Annotated in this window: 24 protein-coding genes; 13 read left to right on the top strand and 11 right to left on the bottom strand. The window is 60.2% G+C overall.

The genetic code is table 11. From position 1 onward, the window contains the following. Positions 1-175: 175 nt before the first annotated feature. The 4 genes from F568_RS0116930 to F568_RS0116915 all read left to right on the top strand — a co-directional run bounded on the left by F568_RS0116930 (position 176) and on the right by F568_RS0116915 (position 4192). The gene (locus F568_RS0116930) at positions 176-1051 is read left to right on the top strand and encodes a hypothetical protein (RefSeq protein ID WP_156817477.1); all 876 of its coding nucleotides are present in this window, start codon (positions 176-178) and stop codon (positions 1049-1051) included. A 120-nt stretch (positions 1052-1171) separates the two neighbouring features. Beyond that, positions 1172-2293 carry a phospholipase D-like domain-containing protein gene (locus F568_RS0116925; protein WP_019019950.1) on the top strand — a complete coding sequence of 374 codons (1122 nt, stop codon included), beginning with the start codon at positions 1172-1174 and terminating at the stop codon, positions 2291-2293. 574 nt (positions 2294-2867) lie between these two features. Beyond that, a complete protein-coding gene (locus tag F568_RS26380) occupies positions 2868-3368 on the top strand; it encodes a con-10 family general stress protein (protein ID WP_019019949.1) in 501 nt (166 codons plus the stop codon). A 101-nt stretch (positions 3369-3469) separates the two neighbouring features. Further along, positions 3470-4192: a ZIP family transporter gene (locus tag F568_RS0116915; protein ID WP_229804321.1), complete on the top strand. Its 723-nt coding sequence runs from the start codon at positions 3470-3472 to the stop codon at positions 4190-4192. Positions 4193-4259: 67 nt separating this feature from the next. Here the strand turns inward: F568_RS0116915 and F568_RS0116910 are convergent, their stop codons facing one another. After that, positions 4260-4886, bottom strand: coding sequence for a YbhB/YbcL family Raf kinase inhibitor-like protein (locus F568_RS0116910; RefSeq protein WP_019019947.1), 627 nt, complete (start codon positions 4884-4886; stop codon positions 4260-4262). 156 nt (positions 4887-5042) lie between these two features. Between F568_RS0116910 and aguA the strand changes: the two genes are divergently transcribed. Then, positions 5043-6155 carry an agmatine deiminase gene (gene aguA / locus F568_RS0116905; protein WP_019019946.1) on the top strand — a complete coding sequence of 371 codons (1113 nt, stop codon included), beginning with the start codon at positions 5043-5045 and terminating at the stop codon, positions 6153-6155. On the opposite strand, the gene F568_RS0116900 is transcribed toward aguA, so the two are convergent. The 4 genes from F568_RS0116900 to lhpI form a co-directional block, all read right to left on the bottom strand. Beyond that, positions 6156-6860, bottom strand: coding sequence for an extensin-like domain-containing protein (locus F568_RS0116900; RefSeq protein WP_019019945.1), 705 nt, complete (start codon positions 6858-6860; stop codon positions 6156-6158). A 319-nt stretch (positions 6861-7179) separates the two neighbouring features. Beyond that, the gene (locus F568_RS0116895) at positions 7180-8448 is read right to left on the bottom strand and encodes an NAD(P)/FAD-dependent oxidoreductase (RefSeq protein WP_019019944.1); all 1269 of its coding nucleotides are present in this window, start codon (positions 8446-8448) and stop codon (positions 7180-7182) included. Then, the gene (gene nhaC, locus F568_RS23065) at positions 8445-9971 is read right to left on the bottom strand and encodes a Na+/H+ antiporter NhaC (RefSeq protein WP_019019943.1); all 1527 of its coding nucleotides are present in this window, start codon (positions 9969-9971) and stop codon (positions 8445-8447) included. Before nhaC ends, F568_RS0116895 begins: the two co-directional genes overlap by 4 nt. A 64-nt stretch (positions 9972-10035) precedes the next feature. After that, on the bottom strand, positions 10036-10992 hold the full coding sequence (gene lhpI / locus F568_RS0116885; protein WP_019019942.1) for a bifunctional Delta(1)-pyrroline-2-carboxylate/Delta(1)-piperideine-2-carboxylate reductase: 957 nt from the start codon (positions 10990-10992) through the stop codon (positions 10036-10038). A 121-nt stretch (positions 10993-11113) separates the two neighbouring features. On the opposite strand from lhpI, the gene F568_RS0116880 reads away from it, so the two are divergent. Both F568_RS0116880 and F568_RS0116875 read left to right on the top strand, forming a co-directional pair. Further along, positions 11114-11917 (top strand): helix-turn-helix transcriptional regulator, encoded by an 804-nt coding sequence (locus F568_RS0116880; protein ID WP_026300619.1) that lies wholly within the window; start codon positions 11114-11116, stop codon positions 11915-11917. A gap of 117 nt (positions 11918-12034) precedes the next feature. Beyond that, complete coding sequence (locus tag F568_RS0116875; RefSeq protein WP_019019940.1) at positions 12035-13315, top strand: MFS transporter; 1281 nt, start codon at positions 12035-12037, stop codon at positions 13313-13315. 14 nt (positions 13316-13329) lie between these two features. On the opposite strand, the gene F568_RS0116870 is transcribed toward F568_RS0116875, so the two are convergent. Further along, entirely contained in the window at positions 13330-14763 is a 1434-nt protein-coding gene (locus F568_RS0116870) for an aminotransferase-like domain-containing protein (RefSeq protein ID WP_019019939.1), read from the bottom strand. A gap of 162 nt (positions 14764-14925) precedes the next feature. Here F568_RS0116870 and F568_RS24490 point away from each other — a divergent pair, with 162 nt between their 5' ends. Both F568_RS24490 and F568_RS0116860 read left to right on the top strand, forming a co-directional pair. Further along, on the top strand, positions 14926-15093 hold the full coding sequence (locus F568_RS24490; protein WP_019019938.1) for a DUF1127 domain-containing protein: 168 nt from the start codon (positions 14926-14928) through the stop codon (positions 15091-15093). Positions 15094-15122: 29 nt separating this feature from the next. Next, the gene (locus F568_RS0116860) at positions 15123-16004 is read left to right on the top strand and encodes a PhzF family phenazine biosynthesis protein (RefSeq protein ID WP_019019937.1); all 882 of its coding nucleotides are present in this window, start codon (positions 15123-15125) and stop codon (positions 16002-16004) included. Between the two features lie 5 nt (positions 16005-16009). Here the strand turns inward: F568_RS0116860 and F568_RS0116855 are convergent, their stop codons facing one another. The 3 genes from F568_RS0116855 to F568_RS0116845 all read right to left on the bottom strand — a co-directional run bounded on the left by F568_RS0116855 (position 16010) and on the right by F568_RS0116845 (position 19420). Further along, a complete protein-coding gene (locus F568_RS0116855; RefSeq protein WP_019019936.1) occupies positions 16010-17479 on the bottom strand; it encodes a dihydrolipoyl dehydrogenase in 1470 nt (489 codons plus the stop codon). An 85-nt stretch (positions 17480-17564) separates the two neighbouring features. Beyond that, a complete protein-coding gene (locus F568_RS25295) occupies positions 17565-17726 on the bottom strand; it encodes a hypothetical protein (RefSeq protein ID WP_019019935.1) in 162 nt (53 codons plus the stop codon). A gap of 71 nt (positions 17727-17797) precedes the next feature. Continuing rightward, positions 17798-19420 (bottom strand): BCCT family transporter, encoded by a 1623-nt coding sequence (locus F568_RS0116845; RefSeq protein WP_019019934.1) that lies wholly within the window; start codon positions 19418-19420, stop codon positions 17798-17800. Positions 19421-19561: 141 nt separating this feature from the next. Between F568_RS0116845 and F568_RS0116840 the strand changes: the two genes are divergently transcribed. The 4 genes from F568_RS0116840 to F568_RS0116825 all read left to right on the top strand — a co-directional run bounded on the left by F568_RS0116840 (position 19562) and on the right by F568_RS0116825 (position 22394). Further along, positions 19562-20173, top strand: coding sequence for a YqaA family protein (locus tag F568_RS0116840; protein ID WP_019019933.1), 612 nt, complete (start codon positions 19562-19564; stop codon positions 20171-20173). A 95-nt stretch (positions 20174-20268) separates the two neighbouring features. Further along, a complete protein-coding gene (locus F568_RS0116835) occupies positions 20269-21264 on the top strand; it encodes an LLM class flavin-dependent oxidoreductase (RefSeq protein WP_019019932.1) in 996 nt (331 codons plus the stop codon). A gap of 87 nt (positions 21265-21351) precedes the next feature. Further along, positions 21352-22083 (top strand): AzlC family ABC transporter permease, encoded by a 732-nt coding sequence (locus F568_RS0116830; RefSeq protein WP_019019931.1) that lies wholly within the window; start codon positions 21352-21354, stop codon positions 22081-22083. Then, on the top strand, positions 22080-22394 hold the full coding sequence (locus F568_RS0116825) for an AzlD family protein (RefSeq protein WP_019019930.1): 315 nt from the start codon (positions 22080-22082) through the stop codon (positions 22392-22394). The genes F568_RS0116830 and F568_RS0116825 overlap by 4 nt, the downstream gene beginning before the upstream one ends. On the opposite strand, the gene tal is transcribed toward F568_RS0116825, so the two are convergent. Continuing rightward, entirely contained in the window at positions 22395-23345 is a 951-nt protein-coding gene (tal, locus tag F568_RS0116820; protein ID WP_019019929.1) for a transaldolase, read from the bottom strand. A gap of 33 nt (positions 23346-23378) precedes the next feature. Beyond that, positions 23379-24872 (bottom strand): xylulokinase, encoded by a 1494-nt coding sequence (xylB, locus tag F568_RS0116815; protein ID WP_019019928.1) that lies wholly within the window; start codon positions 24870-24872, stop codon positions 23379-23381. Positions 24873-24932: the final 60 nt, after the last annotated feature.

The following is a 24932-nucleotide window of genomic DNA, read 5'->3' as shown; positions in this document are numbered from 1 at the left end:
ACTGTTCATCCATACATAATAACAACCGCCAAGTGCGCCGGGAACCCAATGCCGCTTCCCCTGATTTCTTTCACTTATTGCGACCAAAGTCTTCCAGGCGTGCCATACCGGCCAAGGTGAACTATGTTACGCTATGTATCAGCATGTTTCGTTTGCCACGGAGGGCATCGCAGTCATGTCGCTCAAACCTGACAGCGTCACCGCAATCCAGCTACGCCAAGCCATCGGCGGCCCATCTTTCGGCCTGTCCGATGACCTGATCGACTACCTGGCCCAGCACATCTGCCAGACTTTCTTCCGCACTTGCCGTGTCGTTCCACAAGCTCTCGGCTGGTCGACAGACGGCAGCCCTTGTGACTACAAGGGGGTCAGCACCGGGCAACCGCATCGTCCCGGCGATTACCGCCATGTCGGCGATTTCCTCGATGCACTCGCCGAAGGCCGGACCAGCGAGGATGGCAATCCCGCCAACTTCCGCCTGCGTACCATTCGCGATCAGCTGGGTATCCCCTTGCTGATGACTGAATATGTGGCCAAGCAACTCCAGATCGACCACAAGCGCATCGTGGAAAAACTGGCCAGCGATCCCTGCCTGTACGACTGGTGGTGCGATGCAGCCGAGACGTGCGAGCGAGTCATCGGAGCCATGCCGATGTCGGCCTTGCTGTTCAAGCACTCGGCACGCGCCCGGGCCATCGTGGATCAGGCGGCACAGGAAAAGGCAGCTTACGCCTCACCCTCCCCCAAGCACCAGCCTACCGACGCCCGCCGCAGTAGCAGCCAAGCCGCCTACAAGATGCAGGAAAACCGTATCAACGGCCTGTGCCGGCATGTCTGGAGCCAGTTCCAGGGCCAGGCACTCACAGCGGAAACCGGTACAGGACTTCAGCAGGCGCTGGCCGCGATAAGGGACGAACACGGCGCCAAGGTGACACGCTCGGTCGTCGTACGTCTGCGTACCCAGTACGACCCGGCTTCCCACTGGTGTAGCCGGGAACTCTGGAGGCAGGTTTTCGAAGCGCATATTCCTTTGGACACTGGAACCCAATAGCCATATCCGCCTCGTAATAACACCCTGGCGAATCTCGCCCTGCCCGGCTAGGGTGGTCGCTCGACATGGCCATGGAAGGCCGGACACATCGGTACGAGGCCAGGGAGGGCCAGACCAGCAATGCATGATGAATGGACGCAGGGCAACCAGTTCGAACTCCTGCCGGCGGCGAAGCGCTATGTGCCGGCCATGCTTGACGCCATCGAGGGCGCCAGACACTCGGTTCTCTTCGAGCAGTATCTGATGGAATCGGGACATCACGCCGATCTGTTCATCGACGCCCTGGCAAGGGCCTCCCGACGAGGGGTACACGTCTATTTGCTGCTCGATACCTATGGCGCCAAGGGATTCAAGCAGCGCGACCGTGATCGATTGACAGAGGCCGGCGCGACAATATGCCTGTTCAACCCCATCACTCCCGGCCGCTTGTCGAGGAGCCTGACCCGCGATCATCGCAAGATGCTTGTCATTGATCACTGCATGGCGTTCACCGGTGGCTACTGCATCACGGACGAGTTTCTCTTCAATTGGTACGATGTTGTTACCAAGATCGAGGGACCCGTCGTCGAGGACTGGGCTGCGCTCTTCTCCCAGGCCTGGTCATCTGCAAACCAGCGCCAACGTGTCCGCTCCTCACCTGTCCGAACACAGAGCAACGTCCACGATCAGGAAGCCTCCGGCGCTGGCATGATCGGCCGCGTCGCGCATGGCCGAGGACGCCGTTACCAGGAAATCCGCTTCTCGTTGCAACGGCGGATTGCCACGGCTCGTGAATGTGTCTGGATATGCACGCCTTACTTCCTGCCTACGTTAAGCCTGCGCCGTCGCATGATGGCTGCGGCCCGGCGAGGTATCGATGTGCGTCTGCTGGTTGCCGGCCCCCGGCACGATCACCCCAGCGTACGCTACACAGGACAGCACTATTATCGCCGCTTGATGCGGGCTGGCGTGCGCATCTACGAGTACCAGCCGACCTTTACCCATGCCAAGTTCTGTCTGGTCGACGACTGGAGCACGATCGGTTCCTGTAATTTCGACCACTGGAGCCTGCGCTGGAATCTTGAGGCTAATCAGGAGGTGATCAGCAGCCGCTTCGCACACGACATGCGTCGTCTGTTCGAAGACAACCTTGCTCAGAGCCAGGAAATCGACCCACAGGCTTGGGCACAGCGCCCACGCTGGAAAGCCTGTCGAGAACACCTGCTGGGCACGGCCAATGCCTGGATGACCTTGCTGCGCTAGTCTCCCAATTGGTTCTGGACTTCTGGTATCACCGGATATGTGCGTGAGGGGCATGGCCGGATTTAACAATAATTATTTCGGCCTAGCGGCCTCACCGTAGGCCGTGCCTGCCCATGATGCGGCAATGCCTATGAACAACAGTTGTTATGTGCGTGCCGCAACATGCTCAAGAACTTGAATGAATCCAGTTGAAGCCTGTTCACTGAAACTGCGCTTATCTCAGACACCCGTGTTAACACATGCCTCCCTCTTCCCACGCTCAAATGACAAGTCATTCACACAAAATATTTTAAGTTCAGCGATTTACAGATAAAACTTATATAAATCAGCGCTCCTCAATAGATCATTACGGATGCACACTTGTTAGCTTATATTAATCAATGAAAAAAAATGAAACCACCCGCTGTTTAACCTTGCGTATCCGCATAAGCGAACCTACGTTTCCCATAACGGCGCTGATTAACGGCCCAGTCAACATTGGCTTAGCCAAAGCGGGACGTTAAAAGGCATCACCGTTAAGCGTAATAGAAGGAATTGTTACGTATTTTATTGATGGACGAAGGAGGTGTTAGACATGGCAGAACATCGTGGTGGTTCTGGTAACTTTGCCGAAGACCGCAAGAAAGCTTCCGAAGCTGGTCAGAAAGGTGGTCAGCATAGCGGTGGCAACTTCGCCAACGACCCCCAGAAGGCGTCCGAAGCTGGTCAGAAGGGTGGCCACAATAGCGGCGGTAACTTCGCCAACGATCCGGAACGTGCTTCCGAGGCTGGTCACAAAGGCGGCCAGCAGAGCGGGGGCAACTTCAAGAACGATCCCGAGCGCGCCTCTGAAGCCGGCCACAAGGGTGGCCAGAACAGCGGTGGTAATTTCGCCAACGATCCGGAGAAAGCCTCTGAAGCCGGCCAGAAAGGTGGCCAACACAGTGGTGGCAACTTTGCCAACGATCCGGAGAAAGCCTCAGAAGCCGGTCAAAAAGGTGGTAAGGAGAGCGGCGGCAATTTCGCCAATGATCCCAAGAAGGCCTCAGAAGCCGGCAAGAAAGGAGGCCAGCACAGCGGCGGTGGCAATCGTTAAGATGCACTGATTCGCTGACTCACGGATGAGTAACCCAGGAAAACGGAATTTCCCTGGCACCGCCAACAGGTACGTCCTGTTGGCGGTTTGTTTTTACAAAGTTGTATTTATTTATGCTAATTCAATTAGTTCTAATTTCTGGCTTGGCGGCTATTCATCTACTCGCCGGAAAATTGCGCTATCTAAATGATATTCCCAGAAGTAGCTGGCTATCCTTTGCAGGCGGGATTTCTGTCGCCTATGTTTTCATTCATATCTTTCCTGAACTCGAAGAAGCCCAGCGGACCCTGGGCGAGCAAGGTATCGTCTCGTTTGTCGAACACCATGCCTATCTTGTGGCGCTTGCTGGTCTTTCCGTTTTCTACGGATTGGAACGACTGGTCAAGCAGGATCAAAGAACTTCTGCCAGGCAACGCCGACCTGGCAAAGGTATGTTCTGGCTACACATTGGCTCCTTTACCCTATATAACGCCCTCATCGGCTACCTACTCGTCTATCGGGAAGGCGAGTCGCATGAGCTGCTATTCTATTTTCTGGCCATGGCTTTTCACTTTCTGGTGAACGATCACGGACTGTACCAGCACCATCGCGAGAGCTACCTTCATAGGGGACGCTGGGTACTGGCTTCCGCCGTCGTTATCGGCTGGCTGGTGGGGCTAAACGTACAAGTCAGCGAAGCGGCGACAAGCACCTTGTTCGCTTTCTTGGCCGGTGGCGTGGTGCTTAACGTGCTGAAGGAAGAGTTGCCTGAAGAACGCCTGAGCCGTTTCTGGCCCTTCGCCGTAGGCGCCGTCACGTATTCCGCCCTGCTATTGATAGGTTAATCGCCCTGCTCGCCTTACCTGCCGGGCCTGCAGAAACGGCCGCCTGCCACTGGCGGCCGTGGCGAACTTACTTGCGCAGATCAGGATTCAGCGTATAAGTGCCGGTGACCGTGGCCTGGTCGAGCACATGGCCTTCCATCGCTTTCAGCGCGTCATTACCGGTAAACTCGCCGGACAATCCCAGCGATTCGATATCCAGGGCATAGACGGTAAATCGGTAGCGATGCACTAGCTCATCGTTCCATGGCGGACATGGCCCATCGTAACCACCGTAGGTACCGCCCATGTCAGGGTCGCCGGCCAAAAAGTCGGTAAAGGTATTGATGCCGCGTAGCCCGATCGGGGTCTGTCCCGGTGCCTTGCCCTTGGGCGTGACACCATCGGAATCCTCGCCTTCTCCGATTGCCTGGATGTCGCCGGGGATATCCACCACGACCCAGTGGTAGAAATCGACGCGCGCCATGCTGGATGGCAGGGTCTTGCCTTCCTGGTTCACGTCGCTGGGGTCACCAGGCACGTCCGGGTCGACCACGAGCACGGCAAAGCTGCGGGTAGTATCGGGCGCCTCCGACCAGGTCAGTGCCGGGTTGCGATTGGCTCCCAACGTCATCGGCTCGCCGTCACCGGGCACGCCGAAGGCGAAAGTCTCGGGGATCGGCCGCTGGTCTTCGATACCTTGAATGGTTAGCTTCATTGATCGCCTCCTGTGTTGAAGATGATGGTCGGGTTCAGACTAGCTTACGGCCCTGGCCGACAGCCAGGCCGGGAGCAGGCTAACGTAAGCGGTGTTGCCATTGCCGGTTCCTCCGAACCCTGTTAATTGTGAGAGCAGGATATCTTGAGGTTTGTCATGAGCGTTACCCCCCCCACGCAAACTCCGACACCCGCTGAGCTTGGCTTCCGCATGCCGGCCGAGTTTGCCCCGCACGACGCCTGCTGGATGCTCTGGCCACAGCGCCCCGACAACTGGCGCTACGGCGGAAAGCCCGCCCAGGCCGCCTTCGTGGCGGTAGCCAAGGCTATCGCCGAGAGCGAAACGGTCTTTGTCGGTGTCAATGACGATCAGTACGAAAACGCTCGTCATCAGCTCCCCGAGCACGTTCGCGTCATCGAGTTGTCGAGCAACGATGCCTGGATGCGCGATGTCGGGCCGACCTTCCTGACTCACCCGGATGGGCGCCTGGCGATGGTCGATTGGGAATTCAATGCCTGGGGTGGGCTCAACGGCGGACTCTATTTTCCCTGGGACAAGGATCGGCGTATTCGCTTGAAAATCGCCGAGATGCTGGGCGTGCAGCGCTTCTTTACCCCACTGGTACTGGAAGGTGGGTCGATCCATGTGGATGGCGAAGGTACGCTGATTACCACCGAAGAGTGCCTGCTCAATCCCAATCGCAACCCCAACATGACCAAGGCTGACCTGGAGAAGCTGCTCGGCGACTTTCTGGGCGTGACCAAGGTTATCTGGATACCGCGTGGGTGCTACCTCGACGAGACCGACGGGCACATCGACAATCTATGCTGTTACGTCGCCCCTGGCGAAGTGGCCCTGACATGGACCGATGACGATAACGACCCGCAGCATGCCATCTCTCGCGAGGCGCTAGAGATTCTCGAGTCGGCCACCGACGCCCGTGGACGTCGGCTCACCGTGCATAAGCTGCCGATGCCGGGACCGCTGACCATCGCCGAGGCCGAGGCTAGTGGCGTCGATCGCCTGAGCAGTTCACGCCCGCGCCAGCCCGGCGACCGTATGGCCGGCTCCTACGTCAATTTCTATATCGGCAACACAGTGGTGGTCATGCCCCGCCTTGATCCGGCGCGCGACGACGAGGCCAAGGCCATCCTGGAGGGGCTGTTTCCGGGGCGGCGTGTGATCACAGTCGATGCACGGGAGATACTGCTCGGCGGGGGCAACATCCATTGCATCACGCAACAGCAACCGCGCGCGCTACTAGACTGATCAGCGGCAAACGCTGACGCCGCGCATGCCAAGATGGAAGTGATTGGCATGCGCGGCATTGTATTCGGGCCCCAGCACGGTGCCGAATAGCCCACACGCCGTCTCCTGCGCCTCGTGCAGAAAGCGGCTCTTGTCAGCATCTCCCTCCCAGTCGTGCAATACCTCGATACGTTGCCCATCGTCGAGCTGAAAAGCCGCTATATCCAACGCCTCCGCAGTAGCATGTTCGCTGCGCCGGGCATTGGCCCGGTGATAGATGTTGCGGCAGGCAAAGCTACCGTAATGCTCCACACTTACCACCGGTTGCCCGAACACATCGCGTGCCAACGGTTGCAGCCGATGCCGCTCGTAGAGCACCCAGGCCACGGCCAGCGGACAGCTCGCCACGAAGCTTCGATTGAAGCTCACACCGGTACGCTGTATCCGCACCACGTTATCCAGAGCGCATCCCTCGACGGGGGTATAGGGCGCCAACGGGGTATACTCCACTGCGCCTTCCGGCGCCGTCCGTATCGCAGCAAGACAGGCTTCGCTGTCGTCTTCCAGGCGCTGCAACTTCCACTGCGTGACCGGCGTGATCGGATCGGCAATGTGCAGCGGCTTCCAGGGACTCCACTCCCGTGGGATCGTCCACCATTGCTTTTCAAAGCCAATCCCCACCACGATCAACACCAAGCCGATCACCTCGCGCGCATGGATCTTCATGGCATTCCCGTTCCATGGGTTCACCTAAAGCGTATCGTGTCGTGGCAGTAGAAAAAACGAGAGTTGCGCAGGATAACGCTTTTGCTCATCTGGATATTTTTCAGTGATGAAGTGATCTACTGCCCTACCTCACCTCCGCCTGCCATTATTGGCAGGTGGTGTTATGCCTTTCGTTGCCAGCACGACTGCATAAAAAAAGACCAGCCGAAGCTGGTCAAGATAGGACGACTGGCACTGGAGAGATTCCGGCGTGGTTTTGGCAGGGGCCCCGAAAGAAACAGCCAACGGCAGGACGCCGTTGCAGTGGTAGTACCGCTAGTCAAGCGTGCTCGAAACGATCCACTCGGAAAGGCGTGAGGTCGATATCCGCGGCCCGCCCCATCATCTGATCGGCAACAAGCTCTGCCGTAATTGCTGCCTGAGTCAGCCCCAAGTGCTGATGACCGAAGGCGAACTGGACTTGGGAATGACGCGGATGTTGGCCAATGACCGGTAGGGAATCCGGCAGTGTGGGACGAAACCCCATCCAGTCGCGAGCCTGATCTACCCCGTGGTTATCGCTTAATAGCGCCGAGACGTGATGCTTGAGCGTGCGCGAGCGCTTGGGATTAGGCTTAAGCGCCAGTCCGCCCAACTCGGAGAAACCCACGACCCGAAGGCCGCATGTCATGGGTGTCATTACCACGTTGCGCTCGGCCGAGCCAACGGGCTGACGTAACGCGCCAGCCCGATCCGTGAGCGTCAGGTGATGACCGCTTTCGCCTTCCAGCGGAACCTTCAGACCCAACTGCTCAGCGAGTCGGCTGCTCCACGCTCCGGTAGCAATGACTACACGGCCTGCCTCGATACGGCGCTGGTCGGTGGTTATCGTCACGCCTTCATGGGTGACGGCGACGTTCTCGACACTTTCGCGGTCGATCACACCACCTGCCCTTTTGAATGCATCAACCAGGCGCTGCACTACGCGGTAAGGATCACTCACCTGATGAGCGTTAGGAAAGAGCAGAGCGTGATGGATACTGCGGCTCAGACCGCTGTCGCGCGCCTGTACCGCATCGGCATCAAGCAGTTCGGTAGCAATGCCGTATTCGTTGAGCTGCGCCTGATGTCGCCGCGCCTGTTCCAGTGCGTTCTTTTTTTCCCACACCATCAGGTAGCCCGAGGCGATCAGTTCATCCCGGGCACCGATGCCATCTAGGCAGCGTTGCCATGCTCCCACTGCCCTCGCGTTTAGCGCGGCAAGCGCGCGCTGGCTCTGATCGACGTTTTTTTTGCGTGCGGCGAGGGTAAAACGCAAAAGCCAGGGCATCAGCGCTGGCAAGTAGTGCGGCGGCAGAGCCAGTGGGCCATGGGGATCAAGCAGCAGCCCAGGCGCACGCCGCAGGGTATCAGGGGTCGAGAGCGGGTTGACCAGTTCGGTGGCTAGATAGCCCGCATTCCCGAAAGAGGCCCCCTTCCCAGGCTCGTCGCGATCGATTACCAATACCCGAAGCCCCTCCTGACAGAGCTTCAGGGCACTGGACAAGCCTATCAGGCCTGCCCCGACGACCACGACGTCGGGGCGGAGTGAAGATGCGCTAGCACTCATGATGTACCGGAGTTCTCCAGTGCAATGTTCTCATCACGGGGCGGTATCGGACCTTCATCGTCGACTTGCGAAGACAATCGTGCAGGCTGATCGCTATTGGGGCGCTTTTCCGGATCCGCCTTGTATGAGAACAGGCCGAACTGAGCGTAGATAATGCTCAGCAACGGCGAGAGCCAACAGGCAAAGGCAAGCGGGATATAAAGCAGTGCGCTCAGATCGCCGTCACCGATCGTAAGCCCCAGTGTGGTAATGACGAAGGCGCCCCCTACGTTCCAGGGAATCAGCGGGGACACCAGCGTGCCGCCCTCTTCGATGGCACGAGAGAGGTTGAGTCGTGAGTAGCCCATGCGGTCATAGGCACTGACGTACATGCGTCCCGGCAAGGCGATGGAGAGGTAGACATCGCCGGCAATGGCATTGACGAAAATCGGCGTGAGCACCGCACTGGTCTGAAGCGCCCTGAAGCTGCGCGCCTTCTCGGTGATGGTCGTTACCACTTTCTCGAGGCAACGGGTCTTCTCAAGAATACCGCCAAACACCAGCGCAAAGATGATCAGCGTGACTACCCAGGTCATGGAGGTAACCCCCCCACGGTTAAGCAGGCTATCCAGCGGCCCCATGCCGGTGTCGATGGTGAATCCGCTATGGGCAAAGGTCAGCACATCATGGAATGAGACGCCTTGAGTCAGCATGGCGATGATGCCGCCCAGACAGGTCGCAGTAAACAACGCCGGTATGGGCGCCACTTTCAGGAAGGCCAAGGACAGAATGAGCAGGAGTGGCAACAACTGCCAGAAGCCCAGCTGAAAGGCATTATCCAGCCCTTCACGAATATTGACGATACGCGCCAACGTGCCTGCACTGCTCAATTCAGCGCCACCGGCCCAGGCGTAGATGACCAGTGCGATCAACATCGCCGGCACCGTTGTGGGCAACATATTCTTGATATGGTCGAAGATGTTGGTCTCAGTGACCGCGGGAGAGAGGTTGGTGGTATCCGAAAGCGGGGACATCTTGTCACCGAAAAAGGCACCGGAAACGATGGCGCCCGCCGTCCAGTACACCGGGATTTCCAGGGCGGTACCGATTCCCATCAGTGCTAGCCCCACCGTACCTACTGTGGTCCAGGAGGAGCCAACTACCAACGACACCACGGAGCACATCAGCATGGTAGCGGCCAGAAACCATTGCGGACTGAGTAGCTCGAGGCCGTAGTAGATCAGTGTCGGCACGGTGCCGCTGGCAATCAGCACGCCGATCAGCATGCCGACAACGATCAGCGTGGCGACTGCGGGCATCGCTACGTGTAGTAGTTTGAAGCCGCCGGCCTCCATTTCCTTCCAGCGGTAACCTCGGCTCCAACCGAAGATGGCAGCGATGGCCGCGCCCAGCGCCAACGGAATATGTGGCGTGAAATCGTCATAATAGAATAACTGGATAGCCAGCAGCCCGATCGTCAACACGATCGGCAGCAGCGCCATACCCAGAGATGGCAGTGCAATAGCGTTGGATTCACGTTTCATACTAAGTCAACTCTTGTATTAGCCTTGTTGTGTTTACGTCTTTGACTGGCGTCAGTCGCAGCGATTAACCAGCGCTTCTTTCAAAAGCAGCAATGGCGGCAGCCAAATCTTCTATCGAGGCACCGACCGACTTGAAGACGGTGATGGCCTGACCGGCGTCAGCCAGCGCTGAGCGTCCGGCATGCCGGCCACCGCACAGATCGGGAAAATCGGCCAGAATGTCCGCTTCGGTGATGACGCCGCTGGCAAGCGGATCGATCAAATCGCCGGTTTCGCTCAGCGCCCCGTCACGAGTGTCAACGAAGACTGCACTCCGGCGCATGACGTCATCGTCGGCTTCGCGCATCTGCGGCGTAAAACTGCCGACAAGGTCCACGTGGGTCCCGGGCGACAGCCATTCGCCGCGGATCAGGGGCTCCCGGCTGAGCGTGGCGCAACTGATGATATCGGCGCGACCGGCAGCCTCAGCCAGTCCATCCGTAGTGACCACCTGGGCATCGACTCCCTCGGCAACGAGTTCTTCAACCAGCGCCCGCGCAGACGATTCCCGAATGTCCCATACCCTCACCCGCTCGATCGGCCGAATGGCTCGGTGCGCCGGAATCAGTCGGTGCCCCATGCGCCCCGCCCCGATCATCAGCAACTCACTGGCATCCTCGCGGGCCAGATAACGGGCTGCCAGTGCGGAGGCTCCCGCCGTGCGACGCGCGGTCAATTCATTGCCGTCCAGTTGAGCCAGGTGGCGGCCGGTACGTGCGCAACTCAACAGGTAGTGGCTACTGAGTCCGGGTTCTCCACGGGCGCTGTTGCCGGGAAACACGTTGACCTGCTTGACCCCAAGGTACTGGCCTTCGATCCAGGCGGGCATGAGTAGCAGAGTGGCGTCCGGGTCACCGGGAACGTGCATATGGTGGTGATGACGGACAGGAGAGTGAACGGTGCGGGTGAATATGTCGTCCAGCGCCTCTACCATAGCATCCCAAGGCAGTGCCTGGGTTACTTGTTCGGCATTCAGAAACATGTCAACCTCATTTTAATTGTGCCTGATGACAGTTTATGGAGCAGACAGGTGGATCTTTTGACCCAGGCTCCGCAAGCGTTGACTCAGGCTCCGCAATTGCCATCCTTCCGGTAACATGCTCATGCAGCAGACCCAGGCTAGATGCAATCTGATTGCCCGGACATCAGGCGAGCACTGTCACGACGCTCCCCAGTTGATGTTGGGTTGGCGGGGTGCCATGGATTATGAATTCACGCGGGGTGGAGGGCGCCTGGTGCTGGGACAGGCCGCGATTCTGCCGTCAGGTGAACCCCACTCCTACCTGGGCCGCCAGGACGAGTGCGAGGTCTTCGTGATCGACCTTGACGCCGCCGATCCCTGCCTGGCATCTCTGGAGCGGAGCTGCGCACTGGACCTTCGCGAATCTCTGTTTGCCGAGCCTCGTTCGCTCAGTTTGCCCCCGACCCTGCTTCCCATGGTGGAATTCGCTACGACACAGGTGAAAGCGGCCAGCGACGATGCGCAGATTCGTTTGGTCAATCATCAATTGGCGATGCTGTTCGTGAGTCAGTTCAGTCAGTTGGTGGGTGACGTCGATCTGAAAGGCATGCAACGTCAGCGGCTCTCCGCCGAGGCATTGAACCGATTCATCGACCAGCGCCTCGCGTCTCCTCCTGACAATGCGGAGCTGGCTGACGCCATGCATCTTGGTCAAAGTCAGTTCCATCTGCTGTGCCAGCGCCAGTTCGGGATGTCACCTCAGCAGTATGTCATGAACCGGCGTATCTATTGGGCGCAGCATTGGCTACGCCATACCCCTCGCCCCATAGGTGCCATCGCCATGGACCTGGGGTTCGCAGATGTCTCGAGCTTCTCGCGCGCCTTCCGGCGACGTGTCGGTCATGCCCCGAGCAAGGAACGTGGCTGTCCTGTTAACCAAAGATGATCACGGATTTCCAGCCTGGACTGGAGCCTTGGCATAGTTAACAAGCTATTAGTTAGCTCATGAAATTCCTTGTCGATGGGCTTAGAATCATACGGCTCATTCTCACCGGTGATTTTAATGCCCAACGATTCAATGTCGCGCTCCGACTCGGCTCCACGGGATCGTTCCATCCCTCTCGCTTTTTTCGCTTTCCTGTTCTCGCGTCTGGCCGCGGTATTCGCCATGCAGATCCAGGCCGTGGTCGTGGCCTGGCAGGTTTACGACATCACTCGCGATCCATTGTCGCTGGCCTATGTCGGCCTTGCTCAGTTCCTGCCCATGGTCGTGCTGCTGTTACCGGCCGGGGATCTGGTCGACCGTTTCAATCGCAAGCATATTCTCGCTGCCAGCTGGACCGTGCAGGCAATATGCAGCGCCCTGCTGCTGTGGCTTTCATACACGGCGTCCCATGACGTGACCGGCTTCTATGCCGTGCTTGCGCTGTTTGGCTGCGCCCGCGCCTTTACTGGCCCGACGCTGCAAAGCCTGCTGCCCCAAATCGTGCCTCGCGACCAGCTCTCCCGCGCCATCGCGCTGAACAGCTCGATCATGAAGATCGCGGTGATTGGCGGCCCCCTGCTCGGCGGGGTGCTGTACGCCTACGGCGGGAGCCTGACCTATGCCGTGTGCCTGGGCTGCTTCCTGCTTGGTCTGCTGCTGCTGACCACGGTGCCGGTACGCTACCGCAATGAAGCCCGCCCTCAGGAAACAACGGCTTGGAAGCGCTTTACGGCGGGCATCGCCTACATTCGCAACAAGCCGATCATTCTCGGCGCCATTTCGCTGGATCTGTTCGCGGTGCTGTTGGGTGGCGTGATTGCCTTGCTGCCCATTTATGCGCAGGAGGTTCTGCATGTTGGCCCCGAAGGATTGGGTGCACTGCGTAGCGCCATTGCCGTCGGTGCACTCCTGATGGGGCTTTATCTTGGGGTGCGCGAACTCAAGCGCAACGTAGGCTGGATTATGTTCGTGGCGGTGGCGATCTTCGGCATCGCCAACCTGGTATTTGCGATGTCGACGGTGTTCTGGGTGTCGTGGCTGGCGCTGCTGGTGGCCGGTGCCGCCGACATGATCAGTGTCAACGTGCGCATTACCCTGATCCAGCTCGCCACCCCCGACGAGATGCGCGGCCGGGTCAACGCCGTCAACATGCTGTTCATCGGATCGAGCAATGAACTCGGCGAGTTTCGCGCCGGCACCAGCGCGGCCTGGTTCGGCGCCGTGCCGGCCGCCGTGATCGGCGGCATCGGCACCCTCACCGTGGTCGGGCTGTGGATGAAACTGTTTCCCTCGCTGCGTCAGGTCAACCGCTTCGAGGATGCCACCCGGGAACTCCCGGCCCGAGAAGCCACTGCCTGAGTACGAGACAAACGCTAGCCGACCAGTTCGGCTTCCTCGCGCAGCATCGCTTCTGCCACTTCCCCGACTTGCCGCACCGCGACGGCGGTTTCGGGTGTGAGTGCCGCAGCATAATTCAGGCGCAGACAATGGCGATATTTGCCGGACGCCGAAAACAGCGAGCCCGGTGCGATTCGTACACCGACCTCGGCAAGCCGTTCATTGAGACGTATGCAGTCGATGGCTTCCGGGAGTTCCAGCCATAGCAGGAAGCCGCCCTGCGGGTAGCTGACCCGGGTTCCCTGGGGGAAATGCTGCCCGACCCAACCAAGCAGGATGTCACGGTGACGCTGGTAGCGGTGCACCATCTCTCGAACATGCCGCTCATAGTGCCCCTTGGCGGCGAACTCGGCCACAGCAAGCTGGGGCAGGGTTGCCGAGGCGCCAGTAGATACGTACTTCATATGCAGCGCCTGGTCGCGATAACGCCCCGGCGCCAGCCAGCCGACCCGCAGCCCAGGCATCAGCGTCTTCGAAAAACCGCTGCACAGCAGGACCCGGCCATCATCATCATAAGACTTGAGTGTGCGGGGGCGCGGCGTGACAAAGGACAAGTCGCCATAAATGTCGTCTTCGACGATGGCCACATCGAAACGTTGGGCGAGACGCACTAGAGCACGCTTCTTGACCTCTGGCATGGTGTAACCCAATGGATTGTTGCACGTCGGCGTGACCTGAATGGCACGGACCGGCCACTGCTCCAGAGCGAGTTCCAACGCCTCGAGGCTGATACCGTCACGCGGATCGGTGGGAATCTCCATCGCCTTGAGGCCGTTGGCCTTGAGGATCTGCATGGTGCCGTAGAAACTCGGCGAGTCGACGGCAACCACATCGCCGGGCGAGGTCAGCGTGCGCAGCGCGATGGCCAGGGCTTCCTGACAGCCGGTGGTGATCAACACATCGTCGGGATGCAACAGGCAGCCCGAGGTCGTCGCCAACCTCACGATCTGCTGGCGCAGTTTCAGGCTACCGATCAGTGAATCATAGCTAGCCGACAGCGCATCGCCATGCCGGTACAGCCCGGCGAGCAGGCGCTGCAGAGGCTTGAGTGTGGCGGCATCCAGGTCGGGGATACCACGACCCAGCATTAGCACACCGTGATCGCGGTTCATGCCAACCAACTCCAGCACCTGATCCCACTGAGATACCTCCAAAGGTCGTTGGGCCGGGCGTGTCACTGCCGGTAGTTGAGCGGGAGCCTGGCGAGGCAGGACGAAATAGCCGGACCTGGCGCGTGCCTCGACCAGCATCGCGTCTTCCAGCCGCCGATAGGCCTCCTGGGCCGTTGAGATGCTGATGGCATGTTCCCGGCACAGTGCGCGAATCGAGGGCAGGCGATCACCAACACGATAGACGCCGTGTTCAATGCGCTGGCGCAAGAGAGCCGCGACTTCCTGGTACCGGGTCATTACAGAGCCCTTCTTAGTGCTGATGACGATACAGATGCGCCGGTTAGCAAGATACAGAACGTCATCGCAGAGAATCTGTATCTTTTCCTCTCAGCATTCTGAATCTGTATCGGATACAGCGCCAGTCGTAGCCTGTGATTATTCAACTACAGGAGACGACTCATGCGCCTCGCCAGACTTTCCCGGTTCATGGCCCGGTTCGATACCTATCGTCACCGCCACAGCACACGTCGCTGCCTGATGGCATTGGATGACCGACTTCTCAAAGACATTGGCCTATCACGAGCCGACGCCCTGCGCGAGGGTAGTAAGCCGTTCTGGAAGGGCTGATTCGCTCATGCTCAGGAGGCATTCTCGAGATGAACCACCACCCCGCTGATTACTACTTGCTGGATGTCTTTACCGACCGCGCCTTTACCGGCAACCCGCTGGCCGTGTTTCCCTTCGCGCATGGCTGGGGCACGGCGCGCATGCAGGCAATCGCCAATGAGCTCAACCTCTCCGAGACCGTGTTTGTCGGCGAAGCGACCGGCGCCAGCCGCTTCCCTATATCGATATTCACTCCCACCAGCGAGCTACCCTTCGCCGGCCATCCCACGGTAGGCACGGCACATCTTCTCGCCCACCTCGACATGGCGCGACGCGATCAGCCATTGATTCTCGAGGCCGGTGTCGGCCCACTGGAGGTTCGTTTTGACGGATCCTTGGCATGTTTCAAAACGGCCCAGCCAGCTACCGTCAGTGAAAGCGGTCTCGATAGGACCGCTGCCGCCTCGTTGCTTGGCCTCTCGAAAGCCGAGATCCTTGACGAGCCGGTGCTTGCCTCCTGCGGCTTGCCCTACCACCTCATTGAACTGGCCTCACTGGATGCCTTGACAAACGCTGTTCCGAATCCCAGCGACTGGTCGCGCTGGGTGGCGCCTAGTGGCCACGAAGCCATCTATCTCTATGTGAATCAGTCGATAACGTGTGCCGGTAGAACCTTACGCAGTCGCATGTTCTCGATGGAAAACAGCCTGCGTGAGGATGCCGCCACCGGCAGCGCTGCGTCTGCGCTGGTGGGCATGCTGACATTACGCGAGTCGGGTCAGGGAAAATGGCAGTGGCGCATCGAGCAGGGTGTGGAAATGGGGAGACCGAGCATCATTCATGGCGAAGCGGAGCGCGATGCCACTCATCTGACAGCTATTCGTATCGCCGGTCAGGCGGTCCTGGTCGGTCAGGGAACGCTATACCGTTGAGGCCATCAGGCACCCGGCCCGCATTCGATGCATTGATCGACCATTACCGGTTCGAGTAGTAACTTGGCGCTGAGATCACGCAGGGCCGTGCGCACGCCCTCTTCCAGGGTCGGGTGGTAGAACGGCATGTCGAGCATCTGCCGGACGGTCATGCGCTGCTGATAGGCCCAGGCCAGCAGGTGACCGAGATGCTCGGCCTGGGGTGCGACGAGTTCCGCGCCTAGAAACAGTCCGGTACCATATTCGCCATACAGGTGCAGCAGGCCCCGATTCTGGCGCATTACCTTGGCGCGCCCCTGATTCTCGTAACTCAACTCGCCAATGGCGTAATCTTGCCCCGGCACATGGGTCTTCTCGATCTCGGGACGACTACGGCCCACGCTGGCAATCTGCGGCTCGCTGAAAACGATGGTCAGAGGAGCTCGCCGGTAGCCGACCCTCACATCGGGAAAGCGCCCCGCGTTGTCCCCGGCGATACGCCCTTCGTCGGTGGCCTCGTGCAGCAGCGGCTCGGCATGATCGACGTCGCCAGCGATGAAAATATGGCTTGGCCTGCCTTCCGTGTTGCGGCACTGCAGGGTATGGCGATCGAACAGGGGCGTACCCTTGTCACCTGTCTCGATGCCCGCGCATTCCAAGTCCAGTTCGCCGAGGTTAGGGCGGCGCCCGGTGGCAGCCAGCAGGTAATCGAAGCGCTCGGTCAGCCGCTTGCCGCTGTCGCGCTCGGTGAACGTCACGCTGACTCCATTGCCATCGCCCCGGATATCGTGGGTTTCCGCCTGCGGGTCGAGGTAGAACTCCTCGTTGAACAGGCGCACGGCCGCGGAGCGCAGGTCTTCGTCCTGCAAACCGCCTACGCCACCGCTGCGCCCGAACATGCGCACTCTTACGCCAAGCCGTGCCAGCGCCTGGCCCAGTTCCACCCCAATGACCCCGGGGCCGAACACGGCGACCGACTCGGGCAGCGCCTCCAGGTCGAAGAGCGTATCGCTGGTCAGAATTCGCTCGCCGGCGGCCTGTAACGGCTTGGGAATGTGCGGCGAGGAGCCGGTGGCAATGATAGCGCGTGAGAAACGTATCCGGGTATGACCGGAAACCACCAGGGTAGTGGCGTTCTCGAAGCAGGCCTGACCGCGCAGCTTATCCTCAGGGGGAAAGGCCTCGATCGAGTCGAGGATCGAGGCGACGAAGGCATCGCGCTCGTCCCTTACCCGTTGCATCACGGCATGGCGGTCGACGGTGACGCCACTTTCGATACGCGCGCCGAAAGGCTCGACGTGCCGGGCATCATGAATGGCATTGGCCGCGGCGATCAGCAGTTTGCTGGGCATGCAGCCGGTACGGGCACAAGTCGTGCCGTAGCTACCCCCCTCGATGAGGAGAACGGAGGGTGTGTGCTTCCTGGCAGCACGGTAAGCACTCAGGCCGGCGCTGCCCGCACCGATAATGGCAACATCAACGTTGTGTTCCTGCATCGCCCTCGCTCCCCTGTCGGCTATTGAACACCGTAGCAGTACAGGCGGGACGTCAACCACGTTCCATGTTCGCGATGGCGCTGCGCTAGCCGACGATCAAGGTAATGATTAACGCCGTGCTGCCTACCACCAGCGCGGTAAGGACGGCAATATCGAGCAGGCGATTGAGCCAGCGGTCGGCAGGGGCCACCTGGCGCCGTGTCGCTCCCCGCCGATACCGACTCGAAGACTTGTTGGATGGTCGCATGACGGCGCTCCGCACTTTCCTCCGCTAGAACCTCATTATGCGCCGACCCTTGCGTTTATCACCATTGCCGATCATGTGTTGATCCGCCGATTGACCACGTTGGGTGCACGACGGTAGCGCTCCTCATCGGACAACAGTTCGGCCTCGAAGGCGTCCGCCCCCACCGGAGTTTCGCCATGCTTGCGATAGAGCGAGGTCAGCATCGCCTTGCGATCGGCGCGCAGCTCGCTGATCAGCACGAACATCATGCCAAAGATGATGAATGTGAATGGCAAGGCCGAGAGCACTGCGGCCGACTGCAGGCCTTTCAGACCACCGGCGATGATCAGCGTCAGACAGATCGCCGCGATCAACAGCCCCCAGGCGACGCGCTTGAACAGCGGCGGATTGATCGAACCACCATCGGTCATCTGCGCCACGATGTACGTTGCCGAATCCGCCGAGGTGACCAGAAACACGAAGATCAACAGCAGCCCAACGATCGACAGTACATTGGAGAACGGCATCAGTTCGAACATCCGGAACAGTGCCACGGTGATGTTCTCGTCAGTGGCCTGGGCCAGCCCCACGTCCTGGGTCAGCTCCATGTTGATTGCCGCGCCGCCGAACACGCCGATCCACAGACAAGCCAGCAGGGGCGGCACAATCAGCACGCCGAAGACATACTCCTTGATGGTCCGCCCCCGTGAGACACGGGCCACGAAGGTGCCCACGAACGGCGACCAGGCAATGACCCAGGCCCAGTAGAAAATCGTCCAGTCATTAGCCCAGGTATTGTCGCTATATGGCGAGACCCGCAGGCTCATGACAATGAAATTCTGCAGGTAGTCGCCGATGCCCAAGGTGATGGTTTCAAGGATCGCCAGGGTCGGTCCGGTGAACAGCACGTAGAACATCAGCGCGAAACATAACGTCAGGTTAATGTTGGATAAACGCTTTATGCCCTTGTCGAGTCCCGACCAGGTCGAGAGCATATAGCAGACGAACATTGCCCCCATGATGACGAACTTCCAGAACACGTTCTGCTCGACCCCGAACACGGCATTCAGGCCACCGTTGATCTGCAGTACGGCCAGGCCGATCGAGGTGGCTACCCCCATGACCGTGGCGACCACGGCAAAAATGTCCAGAGCGGGCGCATAACGGCGCGACTTGGGGTACTTGGCAGTGACCGGGGCAAGCACCGAGGAGACCAGACCGGCCTGTCCCTTGCGGAACTGGAAGTAGGCGATGATCAGCCCCACCATGGAAAAGGCAGCCCATTGATGCACGCCCCAGTTGAAGAAGCTGTACTGGATGGCATAGCGTGCCGCCTCGGCGGTCTCCGGCTCGACATCGCCATAGGGTGGGCGCAGGTAATGCGTCATCGGCTCGGCCATGCCGTAGAACACCAGGCCGACACCGAAACCGGCCGCCAGCAACATGGCTACCCAGGAAAAGAAGGAGTAGCTGGGCGAACTATCCTGCGGCCCCAACCGGATCTTGCCGTACCTGCTGAAAGCCAGCACGAACAGGAACAACACGAATCCGAACACGGAAAACAGGTAGAACCAGCCGAAATAGCGGCCGATGAAGCCAAGTGCTGCATTTGCCGCACTGCCGAACTGCTGCGGAAATGCGGCGCCTACGGCCACCAGCGCAAGAATGATGCATGCCGAAATGGTAAAGACACGATGCCGTCCAAGGTTGGCCATGGAGAGATCCCTCTTCCAGTTGTCGCTTCCAGCGAATATATCGTCTACTTTCGCTTCATATCGGTTCGTACTTCTACTGTTAGCATGCGAGCTTCACAAACGTTAGGCAAATCCTAGGCAACGTGGATACTATTTTCTTCCATGCCGTTACCTTCCCTTACCTCATTGTCTTCAACCACGGCATGGCTTAACCGGCTGGCTGAGTCGCGTCACGCCTATTGGCTTCTGTTTGTGGCCTCGATGATGGAGACGCTGATCATCCCGATCCCCATCGAGGTCATCCTGATCCCATGGATGCTGACCCACCCCGAGAAGAAATGGCGCATCGCCGCGGCTGCCTTGGCCGGCAACCTCGTGGCCGCCTCGATCGGCTATTGGCTCGGCAATCTGGTCATGGACCAGTGGGGTGATACGTTAATCCATCTGTTTGGAGGCCAGGCCGCGTATTCCGATTTCCAGACCCGGTTCAATCAGGATGGCTTCATGGCCATCGCCGCCATCGCCGTGATCCCCGTCCCCTTCCAGATCGCCATGCTGGTCGCCGGCGCCAGTGATTATCCCTTTTTCCTGTTCCTGCTAGCAGCGGTCATGGCGCGTAGCGTCCGCTATTTCGGGTTGGCGATCCTGGTGAAGATCTTTGGCGATGCGGCAATGCGAATCTGGCAGCGACACTCGAAACCTGTGGGTATCGGCCTGGTAGCGCTCTTCCTGGTGTGGATAGGCTGGCAATTCAAGGGATATCTTCCGCTCTAGTGGCTTGTATTTCGTCATCACCGGCCCAACCTGAAGGCAAGTATTAAGGACGCTAACAAAACACGTCCCCGCTCCCCATTCCCCAAGGAGGCCGTATGAGCCGACTTTCTGACACGCCCCTTTCCGTACTCGACCTGGCGCCGATTCGCCAGGGCGGCAACGTCGCCGAGACCTTCACCGAAACCGTCGAGCTTGCCCGGCATGTCGAAACACTGGGCTTTCAGCGCTACTGGCTGGCCGAGCATCACAACATCGATGGCATCGCCAGTGCCGCCACTGCCGTACTGATCGGGCATGTCGCTGGCGCCACCCAGCGTATTCGCGTCGGCTCTGGCGGCATCATGTTGCCCAACCATCCACCGCTGGTGATCGCCGAACAGTTCGGCACCCTGGAAACGCTCTACCCCGGACGTATCGACCTGGGTCTGGGTCGTGCGCCAGGCTCCGATGGCGTGACCATGGCGGCAATGCGCCGCGATCCACGCTCCGGCGTGAACGACTTTCCCGATCAGCTCGACGAGCTACGCCGCTACCTTGGTGACCCGCAGCCCAACCAGCGCGTGCGCGCCATGCCCGGCCAAGGCACCCATGTGCCGATCTGGCTGCTCGGCTCAAGTGGCTACAGCGCCCAGCTCGCTGCTCGCCTGGGCCTGCCCTTCGCCTTTGCCGCACAGTTCGCGCCCGGCTACCTGCTCGAGGCACTGCGTCTGTATCGCGAGCAGTTCCGTCCTTCTGAGGTGCTGGACAAACCCTACGCCATGGTCGGCATGCCGCTGATTGCTGCCGACAGCGACGAGCAGGCACGCTTCTTGGCAACCACGGCCCAGCAGAAGTTTCTCAACCTGATTCGCGGGCAAAGCACACGCGCACTGCCGCCGGTCGAGGAGATCGACTGGTCGCCGCAGGAACAGGCCATGGTCAGTCAAAATCTTGGTGCCGCGGTAATTGGCGGGCCCCAGACGGTACGCGACGGCCTGGAGCGATTCCTCGAGCAAACCGGGGCCGACGAACTGATGGTGGCTACCGACGTTTACTATCAGAAAGACCGCCTACGCTCGTTCGAGATTCTGGCAGACGTCTGGAAGGGATAACGCCAAGACGCGGTAGCGCAAGACTTGCGGCCAGCGCGTTGACCGTCGCAGGATACGTGTTTCGCTAATCAAATTATGGACGGTCGTATGGGGCATTCACGTTCCGCTGATGCGAGGCTCGACCTCGCCGGCACTCTGGATGGCATGCGGCGCATGGCGCCGCTGTGCCTGTTCGTGATTGCCTTTGGCCTGGCCTTTGGCGTCGCTGCCGTACAGCGCGGGCTGAGCGAACTCGAAGCCCTGTTGATGAGTGCGCTGGTGTTTGCCGGGGCCTCTCAGTTTGCGGCGCTCGAACTATGGGGACCGGAAATCCCTCTGGTCGCATTGATCGCCTCGACATTCGCCATCAACGCCCGTCACTTGCTGATGGGTGCGTCACTTTATCCCTGGTTGCGCGACCTGCCCCCCCGGCAGCGCTACCTTTCCATGAGCGTAATGAGCGACTCCAACTGGGCCATGGCCGCCGACGACTATCGTCGGGGCGTCCGCAACGTCGGTATGTTGATCGGCGGTGGAATCGCGCTGTGGCTGGCGTGGTTGCTCGGCACCCTGCTCGGCGTGCTGTTCGGTAGCGGAATCACCGAGCCAGAGCGCTACGGACTCGACGTGATCATGGGCTGCTTCCTGCTTTCGATGCTGGTGGGCGGTGCGCGTAGCCTGACGATACTCATTCCGTGGAGTGTCGCCGCCATTGCAGCCCTTATCGCAGTCTACTGGCTACCGCCTCACTCCCATGTCGTTGTCGGTGCCTTGGCGGGTGGCCTGGCTGGCATGGGGCTACCCACCGAGAAAAAACGTGACAGGGAGCCAACGTCGTGACGCTTGCAACCAGTCCGGGCGGTGCGCTGCTGGCCATCCTGATCATGGCGCTAGTGACCTACCTCACACGCAGCGGCGGCATACTGGTCATGTCACGCATCCCGATAGGCCCCCGTGTCGAGCGCTTCATCAACGCCATGTCCGGCTCGGTACTGGTGGCCGTCATCACCCCGATGGCTGTCACCGGGGACTGGGGCGCACGTTTGGCCCTGCTGGCCACCGTCGTCGTGATGCTGGCGACCCGCAAGCCGCTGTTTGCCATTGGCGCCGGCATTCTCTGCGCGGCGCTGTGGCGTTTTCTGATGCCCTGATCAGCGCAGGCGCTCGGCCAGGCGCTGCTCCAGCGACACCTGATCGGCGTCGAAGCGCCGGATACCTTCGGCCAGCTTGTCATTGGCCATGGCGTCCTGGTTGTGCTCCCAGCGGAACCGGGCTTCAGTCAACGATGGCAGCCGCTCGGACGCCTCGCCCACATCGCTGATCTTGCGCTCGACCTCGCCTTCTGCCGCAGCCAGCTCCTCGAGCAGTTGCGGCGAGATGGTCAGCCGGTTGCAGCCGGCCAACGCCAGAATCTGCCCCGTGGTACGGAAACTTGCCCCCATCACCACCGTGTCGTAGGCATAGTCGCTGGCGTAGCGGCACACACCACGCACGAATTGTACGCCCGGGTCCTCTTCCGGGGCATAGTCCTTGCCGGTCTCCTTCTTGTACCAGTCAGTGACCCGGCCCACGAACGGCGAGATCAGGTAGACCCCGGCATCGAAGCAGGCGCGCGCCTGGGCCTCGCTGAACAGCAGCGTCAGGTTGCACTGGATGCCCTCGCGCTCCAGAACTTCGGCGGCACGTATGCCCTCCCAGGTCGAGGCCAGCTTGATCAGCACCTTGTCGCGGCCGATACCGGCACGCTCGTAAAGCTCGATGAGTTGATGCGCCTTGGCGATGCTGGCGTCACGATCAAACGAGAGCCGCGCGGCCACCTCGGTCGAGACACGCCCGGGGACAATGCGCGCGATCTCGCCGCCGATGGCCACCGAAAGACGGTCGACGGTCTGTTCGATGCGCGCTTCGGTATCGCTCACCTCGCCCTTGACCTCAGCCAATGTGCGGTCGATGAGCTCCTGATGGCCGGGCAAATCGAAGGCCTTGAGAATCAATGAGGGGTTGGTGGTCGCATCATGGGGCTGGTAGCGGCGGATGGCCTCCAGATCGCCGGTATCGGCGACCACCATGGAAAGCTGCTTGAGTGCTTCGAGTTGATTCATGAGGAATTCCTGTACTCGCGGTGAATAAGTGCGTCAGGCTGGCACGCCGTAGCGCTCGGCCAACGCCTGCCGATACGTCCGGTAGAGTTCCTGATAACGGGGCACGGTCTCCGCATGCGGCCGGGTCAGCGTCTCCCGATCGAGGCTGACCAAAGCGTCGCAGAGTTCGGCCAGTGTACGCCCCTTGCCGCGGATGTGGTCGTCGCACCAGACCGCCTGGATGGCAGCGCCCAGTGCCGCCGCCTCGGTGACGTTGGGGCAGATCACCTCGACCCCCATCACGTCAGCGACGACCTGACGCCACACCGGGCTCTTGGCGCCACCCCCGACCAGGCGCACCTGGCTGGCCCGTGCCGCCAGCGGCCCGAGCGAGTCGAGGCCATAGCGCAGCCCGAAGGTGGTTCCTTCCACGACTGCCCGACACAGGTTAGTCGGCGTGGTGTTGCGGCTGGTCAGGCCGACGAAGCTCGCAGTGGCATGCGGCAACGCTGGCACCCGCTCGCCATTGAAGAACGGCAGTACCATTACACCGTCCGCCCCCACCGGCGCGGCGGCGACCTGCTCACCGAAGGTGGCGATATCGAAGCCGAACAGTTCGCGCACGCGGGTAGTCGCCGAGGTCACGTTCATGGTGCACACCAGCGGCAGCCAGCCGTCGCTGCTGGCGCAGAAGTTGGCCACCAGACCGCTGTCCTCGATGACCGGATGGTCGGCATGGGCATAGACCGTGCCCGAGGTGCCAAGGCTCATGGTGACCAGCCCCGGCGCGATATTGCCGGTGCCGATGGCCGCCATCATGTTGTCGCCACCGCCGCTGGCGACCAACACGTCCTCGCCGAGTCCCAACTGGCGGGCCACCTCGGGAAGCACCCGGCCCACCGGCTCGCGGGAGTCGATCAGCCGGGGCAATACCCGCTCGGGATCGAGATCGGGAGCAATGGTGCGAAAGACTCCATGATGCCAGGTACGTGCCCGGGTATCGAAGTAACCGGTCCCCGAGGCGTCACCGCGCTCGGCGACGCGCTCGCCGGTCAGCCAATAGTTGAGGTAGTCGTGGGGCAGCAGCAGCGTGTCGATACGCCGATAGAGGTCAGGGTGCATGTCACGCAGCCAAGCCACTTTGGAGGCGGTATACCCGGTCTGCAGCATCAGCCCCAAGGTATCGAGGCAAGCCTGGTGCCCGCCAAGCTTCTCGATCAATGCCTCATTATGTAGCGCTGTTTCGGTATCACACCAGAGTTTGGCCGGATACAGCGGGACGCCCTGTGCATCGAGGGCAACCATGCCGTGCTGCTGACCGGACACGCCGATGGCACGTATCGACCGCGGATCGATCTTCGCCTGGGCGACAGCATCCTCGAAGGCGCTGCATAGCGCCTCGACCCATTCAGCCGGATGCTGTTCGCGCCGGCCGCCCTCGCCCTCGTCCAGGCGGTGCGCATGGCTGGCCTCACCGATCACGCCCTGCTCGGTATCGACGATGACCACCTTGGTACTCTGGGTTCCGCAGTCCACGCCTGCGTACATGCGCTGTTCCTCGCTCGCCATCATTCGCCTGCCCCGTCACTGCCCACTACTACAAAGGAT

It is taken from the genome of Modicisalibacter luteus DSM 23508 (assembly GCF_000378505.1).
GTDB classification, from domain to species: Bacteria; Pseudomonadota; Gammaproteobacteria; order Pseudomonadales; family Halomonadaceae; genus Modicisalibacter; species Modicisalibacter luteus.
This window is presented reverse-complemented; position numbering and strand designations above follow the sequence as displayed.